This window comes from Pseudomonas sp. S9 (genome assembly GCF_000222125.1).
Lineage (GTDB): Bacteria > Pseudomonadota > Gammaproteobacteria > Pseudomonadales > Pseudomonadaceae > Aquipseudomonas > Aquipseudomonas segetis.
Genome location: NZ_AFFX01000002.1, coordinates 235,472 through 260,400 on the forward strand (window position 1 = coordinate 235,472; position 24,929 = coordinate 260,400).

At 57.4% G+C, this 24,929-nt stretch carries 25 protein-coding genes and 1 pseudogene; 18 read left to right on the forward strand and 8 right to left on the reverse strand.

The features are described 5' to 3' along the window. The first annotated feature begins 2 nt into the window (after positions 1-2). From PSES9_RS0104865 to PSES9_RS23005, 5 genes and pseudogenes are all read left to right on the forward strand, one after another. Positions 3-527, forward strand: coding sequence for a gamma carbonic anhydrase family protein (locus PSES9_RS0104865; RefSeq protein ID WP_010484663.1), 525 nt, complete (start codon positions 3-5; stop codon positions 525-527). Beyond that, positions 527-715 (forward strand): DUF1289 domain-containing protein, encoded by a 189-nt coding sequence (locus PSES9_RS0104870; protein ID WP_010484665.1) that lies wholly within the window; start codon positions 527-529, stop codon positions 713-715. The genes PSES9_RS0104865 and PSES9_RS0104870 overlap by 1 nt, the downstream gene beginning before the upstream one ends. Positions 716-808: 93 nt before the next feature. Beyond that, positions 809-1,990, forward strand: coding sequence for a formate-dependent phosphoribosylglycinamide formyltransferase (gene purT / locus PSES9_RS0104875; protein WP_010484667.1), 1,182 nt, complete (start codon positions 809-811; stop codon positions 1,988-1,990). Continuing rightward, positions 1,987-2,334 (forward strand): annotated as a pseudogene (locus PSES9_RS25210) (SGNH/GDSL hydrolase family protein); the annotation flags it as partial. The gene purT and the pseudogene PSES9_RS25210, both read left to right, overlap by 4 nt. Further along, complete coding sequence (locus PSES9_RS23005; RefSeq protein ID WP_083840244.1) at positions 2,262-2,843, forward strand: GDSL-type esterase/lipase family protein; 582 nt, start codon at positions 2,262-2,264, stop codon at positions 2,841-2,843. The pseudogene PSES9_RS25210 and the gene PSES9_RS23005, both read left to right, overlap by 73 nt. On the opposite strand, the gene PSES9_RS0104885 is transcribed toward PSES9_RS23005, so the two are convergent. Next, positions 2,833-4,119: an HlyC/CorC family transporter gene (locus tag PSES9_RS0104885; protein WP_010484671.1), complete on the reverse strand. Its 1,287-nt coding sequence runs from the start codon at positions 4,117-4,119 to the stop codon at positions 2,833-2,835. The genes PSES9_RS23005 and PSES9_RS0104885 overlap by 11 nt on opposite strands. A 15-nt stretch (positions 4,120-4,134) precedes the next feature. Continuing rightward, complete coding sequence (locus PSES9_RS0104890; RefSeq protein WP_010484674.1) at positions 4,135-4,935, reverse strand: cytochrome C assembly family protein; 801 nt, start codon at positions 4,933-4,935, stop codon at positions 4,135-4,137. A 157-nt stretch (positions 4,936-5,092) separates the two neighbouring features. Here PSES9_RS0104890 and ffh point away from each other — a divergent pair, with 157 nt between their 5' ends. The 6 genes from ffh (at position 5,093) to PSES9_RS0104920 (ending at position 9,238) form a co-directional block, all read left to right on the forward strand. After that, positions 5,093-6,472, forward strand: a complete 1,380-nt coding sequence (gene ffh / locus PSES9_RS0104895) for a signal recognition particle protein (RefSeq protein WP_010484677.1) — start codon at positions 5,093-5,095, stop codon at positions 6,470-6,472. 227 nt (positions 6,473-6,699) lie between these two features. Then, on the forward strand, positions 6,700-6,951 hold the full coding sequence (gene rpsP / locus PSES9_RS0104900) for a 30S ribosomal protein S16 (RefSeq protein WP_010484678.1): 252 nt from the start codon (positions 6,700-6,702) through the stop codon (positions 6,949-6,951). 6 nt (positions 6,952-6,957) lie between these two features. Continuing rightward, a complete protein-coding gene (rimM, locus tag PSES9_RS0104905; RefSeq protein WP_010484680.1) occupies positions 6,958-7,494 on the forward strand; it encodes a ribosome maturation factor RimM in 537 nt (178 codons plus the stop codon). A 5-nt stretch (positions 7,495-7,499) separates the two neighbouring features. Continuing rightward, positions 7,500-8,252: a tRNA (guanosine(37)-N1)-methyltransferase TrmD gene (gene trmD, locus PSES9_RS0104910; RefSeq protein WP_010484682.1), complete on the forward strand. Its 753-nt coding sequence runs from the start codon at positions 7,500-7,502 to the stop codon at positions 8,250-8,252. Positions 8,253-8,294: 42 nt separating this feature from the next. Further along, positions 8,295-8,645, forward strand: a complete 351-nt coding sequence (rplS, locus tag PSES9_RS0104915; protein ID WP_010484685.1) for a 50S ribosomal protein L19 — start codon at positions 8,295-8,297, stop codon at positions 8,643-8,645. A gap of 173 nt (positions 8,646-8,818) precedes the next feature. Beyond that, positions 8,819-9,238, forward strand: a complete 420-nt coding sequence (locus tag PSES9_RS0104920; protein ID WP_010484686.1) for an acyl-CoA thioesterase — start codon at positions 8,819-8,821, stop codon at positions 9,236-9,238. Between the two features lie 47 nt (positions 9,239-9,285). Here the strand turns inward: PSES9_RS0104920 and PSES9_RS0104925 are convergent, their stop codons facing one another. Beyond that, complete coding sequence (locus PSES9_RS0104925; RefSeq protein ID WP_010484688.1) at positions 9,286-11,160, reverse strand: cation:proton antiporter; 1,875 nt, start codon at positions 11,158-11,160, stop codon at positions 9,286-9,288. Between the two features lie 114 nt (positions 11,161-11,274). Between PSES9_RS0104925 and xerD the strand changes: the two genes are divergently transcribed. The 5 genes from xerD to gtfA all read left to right on the forward strand — a co-directional run bounded on the left by xerD (position 11,275) and on the right by gtfA (position 17,567). Continuing rightward, positions 11,275-12,171 carry a site-specific tyrosine recombinase XerD gene (xerD, locus tag PSES9_RS0104930; protein WP_010484690.1) on the forward strand — a complete coding sequence of 299 codons (897 nt, stop codon included), beginning with the start codon at positions 11,275-11,277 and terminating at the stop codon, positions 12,169-12,171. Between the two features lie 82 nt (positions 12,172-12,253). Continuing rightward, on the forward strand, positions 12,254-12,982 hold the full coding sequence (gene dsbC / locus PSES9_RS0104935; protein ID WP_010484692.1) for a bifunctional protein-disulfide isomerase/oxidoreductase DsbC: 729 nt from the start codon (positions 12,254-12,256) through the stop codon (positions 12,980-12,982). A gap of 127 nt (positions 12,983-13,109) precedes the next feature. After that, complete coding sequence (locus PSES9_RS0104940; protein ID WP_010484695.1) at positions 13,110-14,414, forward strand: homoserine dehydrogenase; 1,305 nt, start codon at positions 13,110-13,112, stop codon at positions 14,412-14,414. Between the two features lie 11 nt (positions 14,415-14,425). Further along, entirely contained in the window at positions 14,426-15,835 is a 1,410-nt protein-coding gene (thrC, locus tag PSES9_RS0104945; RefSeq protein WP_010484697.1) for a threonine synthase, read from the forward strand. Positions 15,836-16,124: 289 nt separating this feature from the next. After that, positions 16,125-17,567: a sucrose phosphorylase gene (gene gtfA, locus PSES9_RS0104950; RefSeq protein WP_010484699.1), complete on the forward strand. Its 1,443-nt coding sequence runs from the start codon at positions 16,125-16,127 to the stop codon at positions 17,565-17,567. Positions 17,568-17,631: 64 nt separating this feature from the next. Here the strand turns inward: gtfA and PSES9_RS0104955 are convergent, their stop codons facing one another. Then, positions 17,632-18,948, reverse strand: a complete 1,317-nt coding sequence (locus tag PSES9_RS0104955) for a short-chain fatty acid transporter (RefSeq protein WP_010484701.1) — start codon at positions 18,946-18,948, stop codon at positions 17,632-17,634. 324 nt (positions 18,949-19,272) lie between these two features. Between PSES9_RS0104955 and PSES9_RS0104960 the strand changes: the two genes are divergently transcribed. Both PSES9_RS0104960 and PSES9_RS0104965 read left to right on the forward strand, forming a co-directional pair. Then, positions 19,273-20,064, forward strand: a complete 792-nt coding sequence (locus PSES9_RS0104960; protein ID WP_010484703.1) for an IclR family transcriptional regulator domain-containing protein — start codon at positions 19,273-19,275, stop codon at positions 20,062-20,064. A 187-nt stretch (positions 20,065-20,251) separates the two neighbouring features. Then, complete coding sequence (locus tag PSES9_RS0104965; RefSeq protein ID WP_010484705.1) at positions 20,252-20,491, forward strand: GntR family transcriptional regulator; 240 nt, start codon at positions 20,252-20,254, stop codon at positions 20,489-20,491. Between the two features lie 48 nt (positions 20,492-20,539). On the opposite strand, the gene PSES9_RS0104970 is transcribed toward PSES9_RS0104965, so the two are convergent. From PSES9_RS0104970 to PSES9_RS0104985, 4 genes are all read right to left on the reverse strand, one after another. Next, positions 20,540-22,003 (reverse strand): amidase, encoded by a 1,464-nt coding sequence (locus tag PSES9_RS0104970; protein WP_010484707.1) that lies wholly within the window; start codon positions 22,001-22,003, stop codon positions 20,540-20,542. A 113-nt stretch (positions 22,004-22,116) separates the two neighbouring features. After that, on the reverse strand, positions 22,117-23,151 hold the full coding sequence (locus PSES9_RS0104975; RefSeq protein WP_010484709.1) for an ABC transporter substrate-binding protein: 1,035 nt from the start codon (positions 23,149-23,151) through the stop codon (positions 22,117-22,119). Between the two features lie 33 nt (positions 23,152-23,184). After that, a complete protein-coding gene (locus PSES9_RS0104980) occupies positions 23,185-23,991 on the reverse strand; it encodes an ABC transporter permease (protein WP_010484710.1) in 807 nt (268 codons plus the stop codon). Continuing rightward, positions 23,991-24,917 (reverse strand): ABC transporter permease, encoded by a 927-nt coding sequence (locus PSES9_RS0104985; protein ID WP_029529376.1) that lies wholly within the window; start codon positions 24,915-24,917, stop codon positions 23,991-23,993. The genes PSES9_RS0104980 and PSES9_RS0104985 overlap by 1 nt, the downstream gene beginning before the upstream one ends. Positions 24,918-24,929: the final 12 nt, after the last annotated feature.

The window sequence follows — 24,929 nt, forward strand, 5'->3', positions numbered from 1 at the left end:
CCGTGAAATACCGTCTTGGACAATCCGAAGTTGATGCCCATCCTGAAAGCTGGGCCGCGCCGAATGCCACCCTGGTCGGCAAGGTCAAGCTGGAGCAGGGCGCAAGCGTTTGGTTTAACGCCGTGCTGCGCGGTGATAACGAACTGATCCACATTGGCGAACACAGCAACGTGCAGGACGGCAGTGTCATGCACACCGACATGGGGTTTCCGCTCAGCCTCGGCAAGGGAGTTACTGTTGGTCATAACGCCATGCTGCATGGTTGCACTGTGGGTGACTACAGCTTGATCGGGATCAATGCCGTGGTGCTCAATGGTGCCAAGATCGGCAAATATTGCATCATTGGCGCCAACTCGCTGATTGGCGAGGGCAAGGAAATTCCTGATGGTTCGCTGGTCATGGGCTCGCCAGGCAAGGTTGTGCGCGAGCTGACTGATGCGCAAAAGAAAATGCTTGAGGCCAGTGCTGCGCACTATGTCCACAACGCCCAGCGCTATGCGCGTGATTTGACCGAGCAAGAAGATTAATGAGCGATGAGCGTCCAGTCGCCTCACCCTGCGTGCACGTCTGTGCGTTGGATGAAGAGGACATTTGCATTGGCTGCCAGCGCAATGTTGCTGAAATTACCCGCTGGAGCCGCATGGATAACCAGGAGCGGCGTGAGGTGCTGCAGCGCTGCCATCAGCGCGCGGTGAGCAAAGGCATTATTCTCTAGCGCATACGCCATGCTGGTTTGTGTATCCATTGGCCCAGGCGCAATCTGCGCGGGCTGACTTCCCTTATGTTTAAGCTAGCCCAAGGAATTGTTATGTCCTGTATCGGAACCCCGTTATCACCTAGCGCGACACGTGTATTGCTCTGTGGCTCGGGCGAGCTGGGCAAGGAAGTGGTGATCGAGTTGCAGCGCCTCGGAGTTGAGGTGATTGCCGTTGATCGCTATGCCAATGCCCCGGCGATGCAGGTTGCGCACCGCAGCCATGTGGTCAATATGCTTGATGGCGCGCAGCTACGCGCCGTGATCGAGCAGGAAAAACCGCATTACATCGTGCCCGAGATCGAGGCGATCGCCACTGCGACCCTGGCTGAGCTGGAAAATGAAGGCTACACCGTGATTCCCAGCGCGCGTGCCGCCCAGTTGACCATGAATCGCGAAGGTATTCGCCGTTTGGCTGCCGAAGAGCTTGGCCTGCCAACCTCGCCCTATGAATTCGCTGACTCCTTCGAGGCGTTCGAAGCTGCAGTGGCCAAAATTGGTTTCCCCTGCGTGGTCAAGCCAATCATGAGCTCTTCCGGCAAGGGCCAGTCGGTGCTCAAGGGCGCGGCGGACGTCCAGTCGGCCTGGGATTACGCGCAGGAGGGCGGTCGCGCGGGCAAGGGGCGGGTGATTGTCGAGGGTTTTATCGATTTTGACTACGAGATTGCGCTGCTGACGGTACGTCATATCAATGGCACCACCTTCTGTGCGCCTGTAGGCCATCGCCAGGAGCGTGGGGATTACCAGGAGTCCTGGCAGCCGCAGCCGATGAGTGCCAAGGCCATGGCAGAGGCCGAGCGCATTGCCTTGGCGGTGACGGACTCGCTTGGTGGGCGCGGCCTGTTTGGTGTCGAGTTGTTTGTTAAGGGCGATCAGGTCTGGTTCTGTGAAATCTCGCCACGCCCGCACGACACTGGCATGGTGACCCTGATTTCCCAGGACCTGTCTGAGTTTGCCTTGCACGCGCGGGCCATTCTTGGGCTGCCAATCCCGGTGATTCGCCAGTTTGGTCCTTCGGCCTCGGCAGTCGTGCTGGTCGAGGGGCAATCGGAGCAGGTCAGCTTCGGTAATCTGGGCGCTGCGCTGGCAGAGCCTGACACCATGCTGCGCCTGTTCGGCAAGCCGCAAGTCAATGGCCAGCGACGCATGGGTGTCGCCCTGGCGCGTGATGAATCGCTGGAATTGGCGCGGGCCAAGGCAATGCGTGCGGCCGAGGCGGTTGAAGTCGAGCTGTGAACATCCAGGGTTGGCGCTGGTGGTTGCTTGTCGGACTGTTGTCGCCGCTGCTGTTGCCACTGGCGATCCATACGCGGCGAACTGCGCTTCGCCTTGCGCCTGCTGCCGGTCCGGTCCGGGGGCTGGCCCGTCCCCAGTATGCGGGCCAGCCCTTGCGCTTGTTGATGCTGGGTGAGTCGACTGTGGTCGGCGTCGGTGTAAGCTGCCTGCAACAAGGGCTGGTCGGGCAACTGGCCGATGAATTGGCTGTTCGTCATCGGCGGCCGGTTGCATGGTGGGCGCTGGGCGAGAACGGCATTACCGCCGAACAGGCGTGCCAGCGCTTGCTGCCGCAAGTGGAGGGGGACGGCCGTGGCTGGGGGGGGCGGGTGTTGGGGGGGGGGGGCGGGGGGGGGGGGGGGGGCGGGGGGGGGGGGGGGGGCGGGAGACGGCCTTTCCCGCGGAACAGGCGTGCCAGCGTTTGCTGCCGCAAGTGGAGGTCGACGGCCTTGACTGGGTCGTGCTGGTGTTTGGGGTTAATGATTGCACGCATCTGACCGGGCTGCGGCGCTGGCGCTCTGCGTTGTGCAGCTTGGCGGCGGGTTTGCAGGCGAGGAGCGGATCGTTGGTACTGACGGGCGTGCCGCCGTTGCAGCACTTCAGTACGTTGCCGTGGCTGATGCGCTGGCTGCTGGGCGCCCGGGCGCAGCAGCTGGATGCACAGTTGCAGCAGGTCGCGGCTGGATGTGGCGCTCAATATGTGCCCCTGAGGCCGAAGTTGGCTGCCGGGTACCTGGCGCTTGATGGCTATCACCCATCAAGCATGGGTTATCGGGATTGGGCTCAGGCTCTAGCGGACGCTATCAGTCGTTAGCATCGTTGTCCGTATCGCTGCTATCTGCTTGCCAGACCTTCACGCTTTTAACGCGGTTGTCAGAGGATTGCAGAATTTCCAGGTGATAGTTGCCAATCTTCAGGCACACCGGGCTGTCAGGGATGCTTTCAAGAACCTCGGTAATCAAGCCGTTCAGGGTTTTTGGCCCCTCGCAGGGTAATTCCCATCCCAGCGCTTTGTTGACTTCACGGATGTAGGCCGCACCGTCGATGACCTGGGTACCATCATCTTGCGGGTGGATGTCCGGGTTGCGCAGGGTGTTCTGGTTGCTGAAGTCGCCAACGATTTCTTCAAGGATGTCTTCAAGCGAAACTACGCCGATCACATCGCCATACTCATCAACGACGATGCCGATGCGGTGTTTCTGCTTCTGGAAGTTGATCAGCTGGGTCGAGAGTGGCGTGCTTTCGGGCACGAAATACGGCTCCATGCAGGCACCCAGCAGGCTGTCCTTGGTCAGTTGGTTGCTGGTTAGCAGGCGGGCAATCTGACGGATATGCACCACGCCTTCGATCTGGTTGATATCGTTGCGAAATACCGGCAAACGGGTGTGCGTGGTGCTGACCAGTTGGGTGATGATGACCTCGATATCGTCTTCAAGGTCGATGCCGGTGACTTCATTGCGCGGAATCATGATGTCGTTAACCGTGACCTTTTCCAGGTCAAGAATGCCCAGCAGCATGCTCTGGCGGTTTTTCGGCAGCTCATGGCCTGACTCGCGCACAACGCTGCGCAGTTCTTCTGTGGTCAGGCTGTCACTGCTTTTGCTGGTGGGGTCAACACCAAGCAGCCTGAGGATGCCGTTGCTGATCCAGCCGAGCATGATGACCAGCGGGTAAAACAGCTTGAGCAGGATGCTCAGTGGCATGCTGAACGGATAGGCCACGCGCTCTGGGTGTAGGGCTGCCAGGGTCTTTGGGGTGATTTCGCCGAATATCAGCAGGGCGATTGTCAAGCCAATGGTGGCAATGGCGATACCGGCTTCGCCCCACAGCTTGATGGCCAATACGGTGGCAATCGAGGATGCGAGGATATTGACGAAGTTGTTGCCGATCAGGATTGTCCCGAGCAGCCGGTCTGGGCGGCTGAGCAGGGCGCTGACGCGCTTGGCGCCGCGATGACCTTCTTTGGTCAGGTGGCGCAGGCGATAGCGGTTAAGGCTGAGGATGCCGGTTTCGGAGCTGGAAAAGAAGGCTGAACAAGCCAGCAGGAAAATCAGAACGCCAAGCAAAAAGCCGGGGGGCAATGTGTCCACGAGGTGCGGGCCTACCTATATGTGCAGAATAAATTCACGGACCAGCTTGCTGCCAAAGTAGGCGAGCATCAACAGGCAAAAGCCTGCGAGGGTCCAGCGAATTGCCTTGTGTCCACGCCAGCCAAGTTGATGGCGACCCCAGAGGAGCACGGCGAAGACGATCCAGGCGAAGCAAGAAAGGATGGTTTTATGCACTAAATGCTGTGCAAACAAGTCATCGATGAAAAGCGCACCCGACAACAGCGACAGCGAAAGCAAGATCCAGCCAGCCCACAGGAAGCCAAACAGCAAGCTTTCCATGGTTTGTAGCGGCGGGAAGTTCTTGGTCAGGCCCGATGGGTGCTTGTGCTTGAGCTGGTAGTCCTGCATGGACACCAGCAAGGCCTGGAATACCGCAATCGTCAGCATGCCATAGGCAATGATCGACAGCAGGATGTGGGCAATGATGCCGGGTTCTTCGTCGATTGGGTCTATGGTGCCTATGGGCATGAATTGTGCGAGCAGCACGGTTATGCAGCCCAGCGGAAATAAAAACAGCAACAAATTTTCCACCGGAATGCGCAGGCAGGCCAGTAATGTGATGCTGATCACGGCGAATGTGATCAGGCTGGCTGCGTTGAAGAAGTCCAACTGCATGCCAATATCGTGATGCATTTGCACGAAAAGACTGCCGCCATGAAACAACAGCGCGAGCGCGCCGAGCAGGCCAAGCAGGCGTTTGTCAGGGTTGCTGCGCGTGGAAAGGCGCAGGCCTTGGTAGATTGCAGCGCCGCCGTAAAGGCATGCGGCCGCTAAGCTGGGCAGCAATGGGTGCATAAATCCTAGTAGGGAAAGCCCGAAAGGCGCTGAGTTTGGCACATAAAGCATAATTTACGAAAGACTACTGGCGGTGTCAGTGTTGCAAACAGTTGGTTATAATCGCCGGCTAGTTGCAAGCCCAGCCTCGGTTCGGTTGAACCTGAAAGGAACGAGCATGTTCGAAAATCTGACAGACCGCCTCTCGCAATCGCTGCGAAATGTCACTGGCAAAGCCAAGATGACAGAGGAAAATATCCAGGACACCCTGCGTGAAGTGCGTATGGCTTTGCTCGAGGCTGACGTTGCGTTGCCGGTGGTCAAAGAGTTCGTCAACCGGGTTAAGGACCGCGCAGTCGGCACGGAAGTGTCTAAAAGCCTGACCCCGGGCCAAGCCTTTGTGAAGATTGTGCGCGCCGAGCTCGAAGAGCTGATGGGCGCCGCCAACGAAGACCTGGCATTGAATGTGACGCCGCCAGCGGTGGTGTTGATGGCAGGCCTGCAAGGTGCGGGTAAAACCACCACCGTCGGTAAGCTGGCAAAGTTTCTAAAAGAACGTAAGAAGAAAAGCGTGCTGGTGGTTTCTGCTGACGTTTATCGCCCTGCGGCGATCAAGCAGCTGGAAACCCTGGCCAATGATATTGGCGTGACCTTCTTCCCCTCGGACATCACGCAAAAGCCCGTGGCGATTGCCCAGGCGGCCATTAGCGAAGCCAAGCTCAAGTACATTGATGTGGTGCTGGTCGATACCGCCGGTCGCTTGGCCGTTGATGCTGAGATGATGGCTGAGATCCAGGCGCTGCACGCAGCGGTCAAGCCTGCCGAAACCCTGTTCGTGGTCGACGCCATGACCGGTCAGGATGCCGCCAACACCGCCAAGGCCTTCGCCGATGCCCTGCCGCTGACTGGGGTAATACTGACCAAGGTCGACGGTGATGCCCGTGGTGGTGCGGCTCTGTCCGTGCGCCAAATTACAGGCAAGCCGATCAAGTTCATTGGTATGGGCGAGAAGAGCGATGCGTTGGAGCCGTTTCACCCGGACCGTATCGCCTCGCGCATCCTTGGCATGGGCGACGTGCTCAGCCTGATCGAGCAGGCTGAACAAACCCTTGATCGCGACAAGGCCGACAAGCTCACCAAGAAGCTGAAAAAGGGCAAGGGCTTCGATCTCGAAGACTTCCGTGACCAGCTACAACAAATGAAAAACATGGGCGGCCTTGGCGGGCTCATGGACAAGCTGCCGCAAATGGGTGGGGTGAATCTCGCTCAGATGGGCAATGCCCAGGGCGCAGCTGAAAAGCAATTCAAGCAGATGGAGGCCATCATCAACTCGATGACCCCAGCTGAGCGTCGCGACCCTGAAGTTATCAGTGGTTCACGCAAGCGTCGTATCGCCATGGGTTCTGGCACCCAGGTTCAAGACATCGGCCGGCTGATAAAACAGCACAAGCAGATGCAGAAAATGATGAAAAAATTCACCGCCAAGGGCGGCATGGCGAAAATGATGCGTGGTATGGGTGGAATGCTGCCAGGTGGCGGCGGGATGCCCAAGATGTAATTCAGTGTCTTGAAATACAGCTGCAGCCCACTCATGCGGGCTGTTCAGGTGTTTTTTCGAGGCGGCTTGAATGGCTTGGCAGGCATGCCAAGTCTGGGCCTCGACCGGTGGAGGCAAAAAGTTATTTGCAAAAAACCGGATTATCCTTAGAATATGCGGCCTTTCGGGCCTAGTGCCCGATGCTTGCATTATCAGTTTTGCAGCACCGACTACAGGAACGAAGTTTAATGGTAACCATCCGTCTAGCCCGTGGCGGCTCTAAAAAGCGCCCATTTTACCACCTCACAGTGACCAACAGCCGCAATGCGCGCGATGGTCGTTTCGTTGAGCGTGTTGGTTTCTTCAACCCAGTTGCATCGGGTAACGAAATCAAGCTGTCCGTAAACGAAGAACGCGTTACTTACTGGCTTGGCCAGGGTGCGCAGCCGTCTGAGCGTGTTGCTCAGCTGCTGAAGGAAAATGCTAAGGCTGCAGCCTAAGTATTTATGAGCACAACGCCAGCTCCAGCTGAAGACCTGGTTGTCCTCGGCAAGATCGTATCGGTGCATGGCGTGAAAGGCGACGTGAAGGTGTATTCCTTTACCGATCCAATCGATAACGTGCTCGATTACCCGCGTTGGACGCTCCGGCGTGACAACGAGGTTAAGCAAGTTGAAGTGGCCAGTGGGCGCTTGCAAGGCAAGGTCCTGGTAGCGAAGTTGAAAGGTCTCGATGATCGCGAGGTTGCGCGTACTTACGCCGGCTTTGAGATCTGCGTGCCTCGCAGCGAATTACCGGAACTAACCGATGGCGAGTTCTACTGGTATCAGTTGGAAGGTCTTAAGGTGATTGATCAGGCAGGGCAGTTGCTCGGCAAGATTGACCATCTGTTCGAGACCGGCGCCAACGATGTGATGGTGGTCAAAGCCTGCGCCGACAGCCTTGATGATCGCGAACGCCTGTTGCCCTATACCGAGCAATGCGTGTTGTCGATTGACTTGAGTGCTGGCGAAATGCGGGTTGACTGGGATGCGGACTTCTAAGCGCCATGCCTAGCTTGCGCGTTGAAGTCATTACGTTGTTCCCGGAAATGTTTGCTGCCATCAGCGAATATGGCATTACCAGCCGTGCGGTGAAACAAGAGCTGTTGCAGCTTACTTGTTGGAATCCGCGGAGCTACACCAGCGATCGTCATCACACAGTGGATGATCGACCTTTTGGTGGCGGTCCGGGCATGGTAATGAAGATCAAGCCGCTTGAGGATGCTTTGCTCGATGCCAAGCAGGCCGCAGGTGAAAAAGCGAAGGTGATTTACCTTTCGCCGCAAGGTCGCCAGCTGACTCAGTCAGCAGTACGCGAACTGGTAAACGAAGAGGCTTTGATCCTCATCGCAGGTCGCTACGAAGGCATCGATGAGCGCTTTATTGAAGCGCATGTCGATGAAGAATGGTCGATCGGGGATTACGTCTTGTCTGGCGGTGAGCTGCCAGCCATGGTTCTGATTGATGCGGTAACGCGCCTTTTGCCTGGTGCATTAGGTCATGCAGGTTCGGCCGAGGAAGACTCCTTTACGGATGGCTTACTTGACTGCCCGCACTACACCCGCCCGGAGGTGTATGCGGATAAACGTGTTCCTCAGGTGCTGCTTGGCGGCAACCATGAACACATCCGGCGCTGGCGTTTGCAGCAGTCCCTTGGTAGGACGCACGAACGACGCGCTGATCTTCTGGATAGCCGCTCGCTTTCTGGGGAAGAGAAGAAGCTGCTGGAGGAATACATCCGCCAGCGGGACGATAGTTAATGTATCGATGACAAGCCAGACCGCTTGTCTTAGGAGCGCAGCATGACCAACAAAATCATTCAGCAGATCGAAGCTGAGCAGATGAGCAAAGAAGTCCCTCCTTTTGCTCCGGGCGACACCATTGTCGTTCAGGTAAAAGTTAAGGAAGGCGACCGTCAGCGTCTGCAGGCTTTCGAAGGCGTCGTAATCGCCAAGCGGAACCGTGGCCTGAACAGTGCTTTCACTGTTCGCAAGATCTCCAACGGTGTAGGTGTTGAGCGTACTTTCCAGACCTACAGCCCGCTGGTTGACAGCCTGGCCGTTAAGCGTCGCGGTGACGTTCGTAAAGCCAAGCTTTACTACCTGCGTGACCTGTCTGGTAAGGCAGCACGCATCAAGGAAAAACTGTCGTAAGACGTTTTTCCTTGAAAAAAGGCAGCCTACGGGCTGCCTTTTTCGTTTAAGCATGATCAGTCGGGCATGCGCCGCTTTATTGGTGGATATTCGACTTCGGGTGAGCAGGCTTCGCGTTGTTGCACCCTACAATGATTATGCTTACTCAACGCTAAACTACAGGCCGCTATGTCATGACCCCTCGTGAACAAGAAATCCAGCGCCGCATCGAGCTTTCCACCACGCGCGTTGCCAAGGCGGTATTTCCGCCGACGACCAATCATCACAACACCTTGTTCGGTGGAACAGCGCTGGCCTGGATGGATGAAGTGTCGTTTATTGCCGCGACGCGCTTTTGCAGGCGCTCGCTGGTAACGGTGTCCACCGATCGCATCGACTTCAACCATGCGATTGCAGCAGGATCGATTGTTGAGCTGGTTGGACGGGTCATCAAGGTCGGCAATACCAGCCTCAAGGTCGAGGTCGAGGTCTTCGTTGAAAGCATGTATCAAGACGGTGTTGAGCGCGCAATCAGCGGTGTATTCAGCTTCGTCGCCATTGATGATGACAAGCGGCCAGTACCTGTCTTGCCGGACTTCCCGCAAGACGCATAAGCGTTCTGCAAGCACTGAAAAGGCGCCTTGATAGGCGCCTTTTGTTATTACTGGTTGGTGCTGGGGGCCGCGGCGGTTGTGTCGGACTGCGTTGTTGGTTCGCTTTTGGCCGCTGGTGTGCAGGTTGGTACGTCATCAATCAATGACACCAGCGTCCAGTCGGCTTCAGGTTCAAAATCCAGAGGCTGAGTGGCGACGTGGATCCAGCCTTTGGGGTCTCTCGCCATTAGCAGCAGAGCACTGTCCCCGTGCAGCTCTTGATACTCCTTCCAGCCGAATGCGGACTTCAGCGTGGTGGTGCGGATTTCCGCGCCTTTGCTCAGGCGACTGGCAAACTGTGGAAAGCTGATGGCTTCGCTGCCCAGGTTACGGCCGCGCACACCGTCACTGCTGCGATGCTTGTCCGAACGTCGGCTGTCGCTGCCAGAGGGCAGGGTGAAGCGGTTTGTCGAGGCAAAGTCATGGCGGAAATGCATGCAGGCCAGGGCGTTTAGCTCGCTGGAAGGCGACAGTGCAATCAGGTGGCCAAGGCCAACCATGTCCAAATTGGCTTCGGCGTGCTGCGAAGTCGGGTTGCCGAAGTAGGTCGGCAGGTTGGCCATGCGTGCTGCGCGGGTGTTTTCCCAGCTGGAGTCGGTGAGCAATACGCGGTTGCCAAGGCTTTGCAGGGCTTTGCCCATGGCGCGGGCCACCGGGTTGGCGCCAACGATCAGGAATCCACTGGGTGCGGGCTCGGCGACCTTCAGCAGGCGCGCCAAGGGGCGCGCAGTGGCGCTTTGCAGCACCACGGTACCGATAATCACCAGGAATGTAAGCGGTACCAGCAACACTGCTTGCTCATCACCTGCCTCTTGCAGGCGCAGGGCAAAGATGGCCGATACCGCCGCCGCGACAATCCCGCGTGGAGCGATCCAGGCCAGCAGGCTTCGCTCGCGCCAGTTCAGGTTCGAGCCAAGGGTGCAGGCAAATACGCTGAGTGGCCGGGCGACAAACTGGATAATCGCCAGCAATACCAAGGTCACAGGTCCGAGGGCAATCAATGCTTTCAGGTCCAGGCGCGCGGCGAGCAGAATGAACAGCCCGGAAATCAGCAAAACGCTCAGGTTTTCCTTGAAGTGGAGGATTTGCCGGACATCAACGCCACGCATATTGGCCAGCCACATGCCCATGACGGTCACCGCCAGCAGCCCAGACTCGTGCATCAACTGGTTGGAAGTAATGAAAATACCCAGCACGGCGGCCAGGGATGCGAGGTTGTGCAGGTATTCGGGCAGCCAGTGGCGCTTGAGCACCTGGCCAAAGAGCCAGCCGCCAATGACCCCGAGTAGCGCGCCCGTGCCAATCACAGCACCAAAGGTTGAGAAGCTATGGCCCCACGGGCTGCCATCGTCAATGCTGACGATAAAGCTGAAGACCACGACCGCAAGCAGTGCGCCTATGGGGTCGATGGCAATGCCTTCCCAGCGCAGGATGTTGGCAATCGAGGCTTTGGGGCGCACCACGCGCAGCATCGGCACAATGACCGTTGGGCCTGTTACCAGCGTCAAGGTGCCGAAAAGCAGTGCCAGCTCCCAACTGAAACCGAGCAAATAGTGGGTCGCGCAGGCAATGACGGCCCAGGTGATTAGCGCGCCCCAAGTCACCAGGCGATGAACCACGGTGCCGATTTCTTTCCACTCTGACATGTGTAGTGTCAGGCTGCCTTCAAACAGGATCAGTGCCACGGCAAGCGATACCAGGGGGAACAGCAAGTCGCCAAATAGTGCTTGAGGGTCTAGAACTCCAGTGATGGGGCCTGCCAGCAAGCCGCTTAGCAGTAAAAATAAAATGGCTGGTAAGCGCAGGCGCCAAGCCAGCCATTGGCTGGCCAGGGCTGCTGCGCCGATGCCGCCAATGGCAAATAAAATTTGTGTTTCGTTCATCAAGACTCCTTGTCACTGGTGCAGCGTTACTTGCTATGGAAGACTAAGGCGTCTCTGAAAAACTACTTTTTTCAGGAGACCCCTAAAGCGCACGCCACATTAAAGCAGTTACTTATGCCGACGCTAGAACATCCGCTGATTGACCGGTTCCTTGAAGCATTATGGTTCGAAAAAGGCCTCTCCGCGCACACACGCGATGCCTATCACAGTGATTTGACTCATTTAAATGCTTGGCTCGACTCACGCGGCCTGACCCTGGAGGCGGCCGGACGCGAGGTTATTCTGGATCATCTGGCCTGGCGCTTGAATGAAGGCTACAAGGCTCGCTCCACCGCCCGGTTCTTATCCGGGCTGCGTGGCTTCTACCGTTACTTGTTGCGTGAAGGAATAATTAGCCAGGACCCGACGCTGCAGATCGACCTGCCGCAATTGGGTCGTCCGTTGCCCAAGTCGCTGTCAGAAGCTGATGTCGAGGCGTTACTGGCCGCCCCTGAGTTGGACGATCCCATCGGTCTGCGTGATCGAGCCATGCTTGAGGTGCTCTACGCCTGCGGTTTGCGGGTCAGCGAGTTGATTAGCCTGACGCTGGAGCAGGTGAACCTGCGCCAGGGCGTGCTGCGTGTATTGGGCAAGGGCAGCAAGGAGCGGCTAGTGCCGCTGGGCGAGGAGGCTATTGTCTGGATTGAGCGCTATACCAAGGATGCCCGCGGTTTTCTACTCGGTGGCAAGCCCAGTGATGTGCTGTTTCCCAGCGCCCGTGGCGAGCAAATGACGCGCCAGACCTTTTGGCATCGCATCAAGCACCAGGCCAAGGTTGCCGGTATCGCCAAGTCATTGTCGCCACATACGCTACGCCATGCCTTTGCCACGCACTTGCTCAACCATGGCGCCGACCTGCGCGTGGTGCAGATGCTGTTAGGCCATAGCGATCTGTCGACCACCCAAATCTACACGCACATCGCCCGGGCCCGCCTGCAAGAGTTGCATGCGGTTCATCATCCGCGCGGATAAGAGGCTGTTTGGCGCAGCCCAGCAGGACCGAATTATGGTAGTCTCCAGCCTCCGAAATTTGCGCTGCTCTGTAGGAGAACCCATGCGCTTAACCCGAATTATTGCGTGCGCAGCATTGGCACTGTTGAGTAGTGTGGCCTTTGCTGACGAGGCAGAACAGGCTATTCGTAAAACGCTGGACACCTTGCAGATCGACGTTCCGGTCGAAAGCATCACCGCCAGCCCGCTCAAAGGCTTGTACGAAGTCAAGCTTGCAGGTGGCCGGGTGATTTATGCCAGTGCTGATGGCCAGTTCGTGATGCAGGGATATTTGTTCCAGATGCAAAATGGCGCGCCGGTCAACTTGACTGAAAAGGCTGAAAGCCAGGGCATCGCCAAGGCCATCAACAATATTCCACAGGCTGAAATGGTGGTTTACCCGGCGACGGGCAAGGCCAAGACCCATATCACCGTGTTTACCGACACCACATGCCCTTATTGCCACAAGCTGCATGGCGAAGTGGCCGAATTGAACAAGCAAGGCATCGAGGTGCGTTATCTTGCCTTCCCGCGCCAGGGGCTTGGCTCGGCAGGTGACAAGCAGCTGCAGGCTGTGTGGTGTTCCAAGGATCGCCGCGACGCCATGGATAAAATGGTCGAAGGCAAGAACATTTCGGCAGCAGCCTGTACCAACCCGGTGTCCAAGCAGTTTGCCCTTGGACAATCGATCGGTGTACGTGGGACGCCCGCTGTGGTGCTTGCCAACGGTCAGTTGATCCCCGGCTACCAGCCGGCTGCCCAACTTGGCGCCCAGGCACTTGCAGCCCAGTAATAGCTGGCGATTTGACCCTGTTGCAGGGCAGATTGACTAATACCTAGCCGCTTCGTAATGTGCGGCTCTCTTTTATGCGACCGACTTATGAGTCGGTCGTTTTGTGCAGTACAGATGGGAGTTCAGTGTGAAACCGGTCAAAGTAGGCATTTGTGGTTTAGGTACTGTCGGTGGCGGTACATTCAACGTGCTCAAGCGTAACGCAGAAGAAATCGCGCGACGTGCTGGGCGTGGCATTGAAGTGGCGCAAATTGCGCAGCGTTCAGCTAACCCGCAATGCGATACGACCGGCACTGCAATTACCAACGATGTCTTCGAGTTGGTCAGCAATCCTGAAATTGAAGTGGTTGTCGAGCTTATTGGTGGCAGCACGCTTGCCCGTGACCTGGTGCTCAAGGCCATTGAAAACGGCAAGCATGTGGTGACCGCCAACAAGGCGCTGATTGCGGTCCATGGCAACGAGATTTTTGCCAAGGCCCGCGAGAAAGGCGTAATTGTTGCGTTTGAAGCGGCGGTCGCAGGCGGTATTCCCGTGATCAAGGCGATCCGCGAAGGCCTGGCGGCCAACCGTATCAACTGGCTGGCGGGCATCATCAACGGTACTGGCAACTTTATCCTCAGCGAAATGCGTGAAAAAGGCCGTGCCTTCGCCGATGTGCTGGCTGAGGCGCAAGCTCTGGGCTATGCCGAGGCTGACCCGACCTTCGACGTCGAAGGGATCGATGCGGCGCACAAGCTGACCATCCTTGCCTCGATTGCCTTTGGTATCCCGTTGCAGTTCGACAAGGCCTATACCGAGGGCATCACCAAACTGACCACCGCGGACGTCAACTATGCGGACGCGCTGGGTTATCGCATCAAGCATTTGGGTGTTGCGCGGCGTACTGAAGCGGGCATCGAGCTTCGTGTACACCCGACGCTGATCCCGGCTGATCGGTTGATCGCCAATGTCAACGGCGTGATGAATGCGGTCATGGTCAATGGTGACGCCGTGGGCTCGACCCTGTACTACGGCGCTGGCGCCGGTATGGAGCCAACCGCTTCGTCGGTGGTGGCCGATTTGGTCGACGTTGTACGCGCGCTGACCACTGACCCGACCAACCATGTGCCGCACCTGGCGTTTCAGCCAGACGCGCTGTCTGATCACCCGATCCTGCCGATCAATGCCTGCGAGAGCGCTTACTACCTGCGCATTCAAGCCAAGGATCGCCCGGGGGTTCTGGCTCAGGTGGCCAGCATTCTGTCGGCTCGCGGTATCAATATCGAGTCGATCATGCAGAAAGAAGTCGAAGAACATGACGGCTTGGTGCCGATGATCCTGGTCACCCACCGTGTCGTCGAATCGCAGATCGATGAAGCCATCACCGCGCTCGAGGCGTTGGATGATATCGCTGGCAGCGTTGTGCGTATCCGTGTCGAACAACTGGTCTAAGGGAGAACCATATGCGTTATATCAGCACCCGTGGCCAGGCACCGGCCCTGAATTTCGAAGATGTATTGCTGGCCGGTCTGGCCAGTGACGGCGGTCTCTATGTACCGGAGAACTTGCCACGTTTCACCCAGGAAGAGATTGCCTCCTGGGCGGGATTGCCCTACCACGAGCTGGCTTTCCGGGTCATGCGTCCGTTCGTAACGGGCAGTATCCCGGATGCCGATTTCAAGAAGATCCTTGAAGAAACCTACGGCGTGTTTGCCCACAGTGCGGTTGCGCCCCTACGCCAGTTGAACGGCAACGAGTGGGTACTTGAGCTGTTTCATGGCCCAACACTGGCATTCAAGGACTTCGCCCTGCAGTTACTGGGTCGTCTGCTTGACTACGTGCTGGAGAAGCGTGGCGAGCGCGTGGTGATCATGGGTGCCACCTCGGGTGATACCGGTTCTGCCGCGATTGAAGGCTGCCGCTGTTGTGAAAACGTCGATATCTTCATCCTGCATCCGCACAACCGCGTGTCCGAGGTCCAGCGTCGGCAGATGACCACCATTCTCGGTGAGAACATCCATAACATCGCAGTCGAAGGTAACTTCGATGACTGCCAGGAGATGGTCAAGGATAGCTTTGCTGACCAGGGCTTCCTCAAGGGCACGCGTTTGGTCGCGGTAAACTCGATCAACTGGGCGCGGATCATGGCCCAGATCGTTTACTACTTCCACGCGTCCTTGCAGCTTGGTGGGCCAGCACGCTCGGTGGCATTCTCGGTGCCAACCGGCAACTTCGGCGACATCTTCGCTGGCTACCTGGCGCGTAACATGGGCTTGCCGATCAGCCAACTGATCGTGGCGACCAACCGTAATGACATCCTGCATCGCTTTATGAGCGGTAACCAGTATGCCAAGGAAACCCTGCACCCAACGCTGTCGCCGTCGATGGACATCATGGTGTCCTCTAACTTTGAGCGGCTGTTGTTCGACATGCATGGCCGTAATGGCGCTACCATTGCCGAACTGATGGCCAGCTTCAAGAAAGGTGGTGGTTTCAGCGTCGAGCAGGATCGCTGGAGCGAAACCCGCAAGCTGTTTGATTCGCTGGCCGTGGATGATGCCGCCACCTGCGAAACCATTGCCGAGGTCTACAATGAATGCGGCGAGTTGCTCGACCCGCACACGGCGATTGGGGTCAAGGCCGCTCGTGAGTGTCGTCGTAGCCTGAGCGTGCCGATGGTCATTCTTGGTACTGCACACCCGGTCAAGTTCCCGGAGGCGGTCGAGAAGGCCAATATCGGCCAGGCCCCGGCGTTGCCGCCACACCTGGCTGACCTGTTCGAGCGTGAAGAGCGCTGCACGGTGCTGGCCAATGACCTCAAAGCGGTGCAGGGCTTTGTCACTGCCCACGGCAATCGTGGAAAACCGCTTTAAGGGCTCCTGAAACCACTGCGTTCGATATTACAGGGCCAGCCGTTGATCGTTGCGCCTTGTCTTATTGCCGCTTGCTAGCTGTTCTGGGGCAATTTGCACTTTGGTGTTGAAAGAAGGTCGGTAACCTTAGGGTGCCGGCCTTTTTTGTGGCGGTCATTTAGATTTATCCCCAATTTTTTATCAACTGCGTGGCGATACTTGCTAGGGTAGTTGGCAGCGCATCGAAAGCTGTCGCCTGGCAGCGTTTTCGTGTACTGCCCGTGAGGGCTGAACTGGAAAGGAGGCTGCCATGTCGCTGCGTAATGCTGTCCAGCTAATTTGTTACCCCAACCGCCTGGGTAATAACCTTGCTGACCTCTACACCGTGATCGACCGCTATCTGGGCGACACCATAGGTGGCGTGCATATCCTGCCACTGTATCCATCCAATGCCGACAGTGGCTTTTCACCGCTGACCCATGCTGAGGTGGATCCGGCATTTGGCACCTGGGCGGATGTCGAACGCATCACTGCCCGCTATGACCTGTGCCTGGACTTGACCATCAACCATATTTCCGATGAGTCGGTTGAGTTCAAGGATTTTCTTAAAAACGGCACGGCCTCGGCCTATGCCGACCTGTTCGTACAGGTCGATCGACTTGGTCCCATCAGCCCGCAAGACTTGGCGCTGATCCATATCCGCAAGGAAAAGGAACCGTTTCGCGAGGTACAGTTTGCCAACGGTGAGCGCGGGCGGGTCTGGTGTACTTTTACCGAGCAGCAAATCGACCTGGATTACACGGCCGCCCATACCTATCAGTTGATGGAAGGCTATATCGCCTTCCTCGCCGCACGTGGGGTCAAGTTGTTCCGCCTCGATGCATTTGGCTACACCACCAAGCGCATTGGCAGCAGTTGTTTTCTGGTTGAGCCCGAGGTCTATCGGATTCTCGAATGGTTCCGTGATACGACCCAGAAATACGGGGCCGAAACCCTGCCCGAGGTACACGATCACACCAGTTACCAGTACGCCATCTCCCGTCGAGGCATGCGGCCCTATGCCTTCGCCTTGCCGCCATTAATCCTGCATTGCCTGCTCGAAGGCAGCAGCCGGTACCTGAGGAACTGGCTGCGCATGTGCCCGCGTAATCAGGTGACAGTGCTCGATACTCACGACGGTATTTGTATTCCGGATGTCGAAGGCGTGCTGCCGGAAGACCAGATCAAGGCATTGGTCGCCAATGTCTCGGAGCGCAGTGCCGACCCGATCATGCGTCGCTCGGCGGTGAATGTGCATAGCGTCGGCGCCATTTACCAACTGACCTGCACCTTCTATGAAGCGCTGCAGTGTGACGATGATGCCTATATTGTCGCGCGCGCCATTCAGTTCTTCACGCCGGGTATCCCGCAGGTGTATTACGTCGGCCTGCTGGCCGGTGCCAATGACTATGGCCTGTTGGAAAGCAGTGGCGAGGCGCGTGACATCAACCGTCATTACTACAGCTTCGAGGAAATCGACCAGCAAATGCAGCGGCCAGTCGTCCAGCGCTTGCTTGAACTGATGCGCTTTCGCAGTCATTACCCGGCGTTTGAGGGTCGCTTCGAGCTTAACTCCTCGATCGACAGTCGGGTGTTGATGGGCTGGCGCCACGGCGAGTTTTATTGTCGGCTGGATATCGACTTGGTCGCCAAGACAGCTGTGATCAATTACCGCGATGTCGAGGGCTGTTGCGAGCGGGAAATGCAGTGCTGAAAAAAGCGCCAATGACGCAGTGTCATTGGCGCTTGGCTTACCAGGGTTGGATGGGAGCTGTTGCTTAGCCCATCATCGAAAGCACGACGAATGTGCCACCAATCGCCACGCCGGAGATGCCCAGCCAGATAATCAGGTAGCCCATGATATCCCGAGCCGAGAGGCCAGCAACCCCCAGCAGTGGCAAGGCCCAGAAGGGTTGGATTTGATTGGTCCAGCCATCGCCCCAGGTAAAGGCCATGATGGTTTGTGCAGGATCTGCGCCCAGGGCGTGAGCGGCGTTCATCATGATCGGACCCTGGATCGCCCATTGTCCGCCACCGGACGGAATAAAGAAGTTGACTATGCCCGCGCAGAGGAAGGTCAGCAGCGGAAAGGTTTCCGGTGTGGCGATGTGGATGATTGCCTGGGAAAACTCGGTCACCAGCCCTGAGCCGGTCATCATCCCGGCAATGCCGGCGTACAGTGGGAACTGCACGATAATGCCACTGCCGGCGGTAACGGCCTTGCTGGCAGCCTTGGTGTAGGAAACCGAGTTTTTGTGCAGGATCAGGCCGAGCGCGAGAAAGAACAGGATGATGGTGTTTAGGTTTACGTTGAAACCTTTGTGGACGATTTGTCCAACCAGATAGGCCGCCGCCAGGCAGCCCAGCAGGAGGATCGGCCAGCGACTGTGTTCAAGCCGGTCAGAAGGGGCCATGTCTTTTTTGCTGAGGGGCGCCTCCTGCTGGATATCCTCATCGGTGTCTTGCAGGCGGATGATGTCCTTGGGCTGCTTTTGCAGCAAAAAGAATCCCACCAGTAAAACCAGCAGCAACAGGGTGAGGATGATGTTCCAGCTTGAATAAAGCGTCTGCGAGACAGGAATGATACCCAGCGTATCCTCCATGAAATGCCCAGGTGTGGCGATTACCAATGGAATCGATGACGAGGGGCCGCGCACCAGTTCGCCCCCATATGCAGCGGCCACGATCAACGGGAAGTGAATCGCAACGCGTTTACCCATTTCCCGCGCGAGTATGGCGCCTGCCACCATGCCAAAACCCCAGTTGAGGTAATAGCAAACAAAGCTGACCACTATGGTCAACACCAATGCTTGTTTGGGGGTGCTGGCGTGCTTGGTAAAACCGCTGAGCATGGCCTGGACTGCCGGGCTCAGTGCAAGCACATAGCCGGTCAGCAGCACGAGTACCATCTGCATGCCGAAGGTAAACAGCTTGGAAAATCCATCGCCCCAGTAACTGGCCATGTCCATGGGCGATTGGCCGGTGATGCCAACCCCCATCAGCAACACGATGAAGGTCAGCAGGACTGCCAATAGAAAGGCGCTCGGCAGATACCGCTGCACCATTTTTACAGAGAAATTAGTTATAGCTTCCATCAGGAATCCTGTTGTTTTTATGGTGATTGCAACTGGCTGCAAGGTTATGGGCAGACGGCCTCTGCTCGTCGGCGTGTTTGGCTCTTGGGGAAATATTCACACCTTGTGATCGGGGTGCTGGGCTTTTGGCGGCACGCCCGGTTATTTCATCAGGCATCTAAGTTCGCTATACGAACATATGTTTGCCTAACGAACACAATGCGCGATCATCGTTCTCAGGTCAATACTTTCTGGATGCAACTGCAAAATGCATGTTCGCAAGGCGAACAAATGCTAGAGTTCTGCCCGCTCAACAGGCGTACATGCATCAATCAAGGAGAAACGATGGACGACAAGGTGCTTCAGCCAGATGACCGGGACTACGTGAGTGCACTGGCTTCCGGGTTGAAGGTTTTGCTCGCCTTTGATGCGGCTCATCCGCGGATGACGCTCAGTGAAGTGGCGGCCCGCACGACCATGGATCGGGCTAAAGCCAGGCGGTTTCTGCTTACCTTGCATTCGCTGGGGTATATGCGCCGCAGTGGACGCCAGTTCGAGTTGACGCCGCAGGTATTGCAGCTTGGCCATGCTTATCAGGCCTCTAATCAATACAGTGCGGTCATTCAGCATTACCTGCAGGACATCACCGCAGAGCTTGGCGAATCCTCGTCCTTGACTGTGCTCGACGGCAATGATGTGGTCTATGTCAGTCGTTCTGCAGCGCCCCACCGACTGATGGCAATCACCCTGGTCGCGGGTACCCGGCTGCCTGCAGCTTACACGTCGATGGGCAGGGTTTTGCTGGCGCAGATGACTGATCAGGCGCTGCACGACTTTGTCGAGCGCGTACCGCTTGAGCCTCACACCGCTTTTTCAATAACGGCTAAAGAGGCATTGCGCGAGGAAATTGGCAAAGTGCGTGGGCAAGGCTACGCCATGGTCGACCAGGAACTGGACCTTGGCTTGCGCTCGGTAGCCGTGCCCGTATTTGCCGGAAATGGAGATTTGCTCGGAGCCATCAATATCAGCACCAACGCTTCACGGGTGCCAACGCAAGTCCTGCTCAATGACTACCTGCCCAAGCTTCAACGGGTTGCGCAAACCGTACGCAGTGTCATTCGTTCAGCTTTGGGCTAAATGCAACTGGTTGCTATCGCCGCCGTCCAGAGGCTTGCTTGCGCGCCATGACATTGAGTGGATTGATCCTGGTCCTCACATCAGCTGACAGGAATAAGGCTTCGTCATCCTGGCTGAAGGTCACTTTCTGCGGCATCAGATTCGTCTGCAGGAGCGCCTCAAGGCTGCAACCGAGGCAGGCTTGCAGATGCTGGATGAAATTGGTGCCGAGGTGTTCTTCAGGCCTGAGCAGAGCCTGTACCTGTGGGCAAGAATGGCGCACATGGATGATGCCCGCGAGTTGACCCGCCAGCTATTGCCCAAGGGTTTCATGATTGCGCCCGGGCATATTTTTTCACCAGAGCAGTCAGGTATTAACCCCTGGACCCGACTGAACGTGGCCTATCTGAATGACCCTTTGCTAAAGGCTGTGCTAAGGCATCCCTGAGCAACGCGCCGCCCCGGCAGGGGCGGGTTGTTTTGCAGGCTAAAGGGATCAGCCGCCCAGACCGAGCAGGGGCGGTGGACAGCGCTGATACCAGCGGGTGGCTTGCTCGTAGGCATGGGCCAATTGCAACACGGCCATGTCGGCTTGGTGTCGGCCTATGATCTGGATGCCCATGGGCAATCCTTGCTCATTGAAGCCAACTGGCACGTTCGCTACCGGGCATCCGGACAACGTGCCTGGGATAACCACCTCCATCCAGCGGTGATAGGTATCCATGGCGACACCTTCGATCTCTTTTGGCCAGTCGAGGGTCTTGTCGAAAGGAAATACCTGTGCACTGGGCAGCAACAGGTAATCGTATTTCTCGAACAGACGACTGATGGCCCTATACCAGTCGGTACGTGCGGCCGAGGCGCGATAGACATCCATTGCCGACAGTGCCAGTCCGCCTTCGATTTCCCAGCAGGCTTCCGGTTTTAGCTGCTCGCGCTGTTGTGGGTCGGCATAGCGGCTACCGAGTGAGCCGGCCACCAGCCAGTGGCGCAGGGTGCACCAGGTGTCCCATAAGCGTTCGGGTGCATAGTCGCTGCGGGCATCCTCGACATGGCAACCCAGTGCCTCGAAGTCACCCAGGGCGCGCTTGCACAAATCCAGCACCCCGCGCTGCATGGGTAAATAGCCGTTGAAGTCACCGAGCCAACCGAGCCGCGCACCTTTGATGTCACTCTCAAGGCTGCCTGCGAACTGGGTGCCGGGCTCGCTGATGGACAAGGGTGAGCGTGAGTCGCCCCCGGCCTGGGTTGACAGGAGCATGGCAACGTCGCGCACGCTGCGGCCCATGGGGCCTTCGTAGCCTAGCTGGTCGATGAAGAGGTCGGCACTGTCATCAAATGGCACACGGCCCTGGGAAGGGCGGAAACCAATGATGTTGTTGAATGCGGCTGGGTTGCGCAGCGAACCCATCATGTCACTGCCGTCTGCGACCGGCACCAGTTGCAAGGCCAGCGCCGCGCCAGCGCCGCCGCTGCTACCACCGGCCGTGCGGCTTGGGTCATATGCGCAGCCAGTGACACCGAATACCGGGTTATAGCTGTGTGAACCCAGCCCGAATTCAGGGGTATTGGTCTTGCCGATAAGAATGGCGCCAGCTCCACGGATACGCTCGACCATGATGCCGTCGTTCTCGGGAACAAAGTCGCGAAAGAGCGGCGAACCCAGGGTGGTGCGGATGCCCTTGGTCAGTGACAAGTCCTTGATTGCATGGGGCAGGCCATGCATCCAGCCCCGGTACTCGCCGCGCGACAATTCGCGGTCACGTTCATCGGCCTGAGCGAGGAGGGTTTCTTCTGGTTGCAGGCTGACGATGGCATTGACTGCCGGGTTGAAACGCTCGATGTGCGCAAGGTAGTCGCTCATGACTTCACGGCACGACACTTGACGCAAGCGGATGCGCTCAGCCAGTTCATGGGCCTGGAGTTGGACCAGCTCGCTGATACTTTGGTTTTGGTTCATTGGGTCTCGCTTATCAAAGCAGTTTTGAAGGAGATTGCATCGGCGCAGATGCAGTGCGCCACACCGCGGGAGAGCCGTTGCAGGCTTGTCCCGCAGCAGTGGCAGGCAGTTGCCTAGCGCATCAGGTTGGTCCATAGCCGGTCGGCCAGGCGGATCGCGTCCTTGCCGCAGGTTTGGCTGAATACAACCCTGGTGCCTTCAGGGATTTGCAGTTCCGGCGCAGTTTTCAGATCTGCATCAAGAAAGGCTTCGGTGCCTTTGACCGGGCTCTGGTGCTTGAGGAAGTTCTGGGTCATCGCCGAGTTTTCCGGCTGACTCATAAAGGCGATGAACGCGCGTGCAGCCTCAGGATTGTTGGCGCCTTTGGGGATCACCATATTGTCCACCCAAGCCATTACGCCTTCCTTTGGGTACAGGTATTTCAGGCTTGGTTTCAATTCCCGGGCGCGCAACGAGGAACCGCCCCAGAACAGCGACATCGAAGTTTCCCCGGCGGCCAGGTTTTCGCGGATAGAACCAGCCTTGGAGCTGTAGGTCTTGACGAAAGGCTTTTGCGCCTTGAGCAGATTGAGGATCTGCTGGACTTGCTTGGGGTCTTCGCTGCACAGCGGAATCCCCAGGTACAGGCTGGCGGTGTCCATTACATCGCTGACCGAGTCGAGCATATTGATCTTGCCCTGCAGCTCTTTTGGCGGCTCGAAGAGCACCGAATAGCTATCCATTGGGCCATTGTATTTCGCGGTGTCGAGCACCACGCTGGTGGTGCCCCAGATAAAGGGCACCGAATAGCCACCTTCCGGGTCCCAGCTCGGCTTTTTCAGGTTGTCGCTCAGGTTTGCGTAATACGGCTGTTTGGCCGGGTCGAAACGCTCCAGCAGGTTTTCGTGGACCAGGATGGGTACGAACTGGTGCGAGGGAATGGCTACATCGTAACCACTGCCGCCTTGCTTGAGCTTGGCCAGTAGGGTTTCGTTGGAGTCGTATGAGTCCACGCTGACCTTGATGCCTGTCTGTTTCTCGAACTTTTCAATAATCTGTGGCGAGAAATAGCCGCTCCAACTAATGACGTTAACGCTTTGGTCGGCCTGTGCCGTGGCCGCTAGCCCCAGAGCCATGGCGGCTGCGATTGCCGTAATTGACTTGTGCATAAGTGACTCCCTTTGATGAAAGTAAAGGCCTGATCAGGTTTTTGATTTACCCAGCAGGAAAGACAAGCTGACGAACAACACCGAAACGGCCAGGATCAGGGTCGATACAGCGTTGACGTCGGGGGTTACGCCCATTCGCAACATGCCGAAGATGAAGATGGGCAGGGTGGTGGTGCCGGCCTGGGACACCATCATCGAGATCACGAAGTTATCCAGCGACACGATGAAAGCCAGCATCAGGCCGGAGAAAATCCCGGGCATCAGCAGTGGCAAGGTGACCTTGGTAAAGGTGCGCCAGGGGCCTGCATAGAGGTCGTTGGCGGCTTGCTCCAGCGACAGGTCCATGTCCTCGAGGCGTGCACGGATCGGCAGGTAGGCGAAGGGGATGCAGAACACCGTGTGGGCGATGATCAGGTTGCCGTAGCCCAGTGACAGGCCGATGCTGGAAAACAATCCCAGGGTAGCGACGCCGACCACTATTTCTGGCAGCACCAATGGCAACATGATCGCACCGATGGACAGGCGCATGCCCTTGAACCGCGCCCCGCGTGAGGTGCCCAGCGCTGCCAGGGTGGCAATAACCGTGGCGATCACGCTGGCGCAAACGGCAATCAGCAGGCTGTTGCCGGCCGCCGAGCGCAAGGCTTGATTGTTGAAGGCTGCGCGATACCAGTCGAGGCTGAAACTGGTCCACACCGTGGCCGATTGGTTCGCGTTGAACGAGTACAGGATCAGCACCAGGATCGGGGCGTAGAGGTACAGGTAAAACAGGAAGCTGAATCCGCCGAAGCCGGGGAAGTGCTGAATGTCGAGCCGACGGCGCTTGAATAGAGGCAACATTATTTCCCCTCCCGGGCAACGCGCAGGCGTTCCGTGCGCATTGCATAGAACATCAGAACCAGCATCACCGCAGCCATCAGGACCAGCGCCAGGGCTGCGCCAAATGGCCAGTTTCGTGCATCACTGAATTGGCGGAATATGAGGTTGCCAAGCATCAACTTGGTCCCGCCGCCGAGCAGCTCGGGGGCGATCATCGCGCCCAGGCAAGGTACAAAGGTCAGGATGGCGCCAGCGAGAATGCCGGGCCTGGCAATTGGCAGGACAACTTTGCACAGTGTACGCAGGCGTCCGGCGTATAGATCCTGAGCTGCTTCGAGCAGGCGCATATCCATTTTTTCGAGTGTCGCGTAGATCGGCAGTACGACGAAGGGGGCGTAGGTGTAGACCAGGCCCAGCAGTACGGCGCCGTCGTTGTATAGCAGCGGCAATGGTTGCTGGATCAAGCCAAGGCCCAGCAGGCTGTTGTTGATCACGCCTGTGCCTCGCAGCAGGAGAATCCACGCATAGGTGCGAATCAGCAGGTTGGCCCAGAACGGAATGGTGATAAGGAAAATCAACAGGCCCCGGCGCCGTATGGGCTGCATCGCCAGCCATACCGCGACCGGAAAGCCAATCAGCAGGGTGACCAGGGTGGTGGCCGTGGCAATACCTACTGAGCGCAGGGCAATAATCAGGTACGAGTCGGTAAACGCCAGGCTATCGTCCAGTTGGCGCTCGAACAGCAGGGATGTGTAGGCCTCGCTGCTGAATACCTGGTCGACACCACCATAGGGGTTGGCCTGCATCAGCGAGTAAGCGGCAATGATCAGTATCGGCACAAGCAAGAACAGGCCGATGGCGAGTAGCGCGGGCGATACGCCCAAGAGGCTACCCAAGGCTCTGCGTCGTTCCAACGCGCTACCGGGAGCTATAGGTCGTGAGTTCATTGTTGGCTCCTA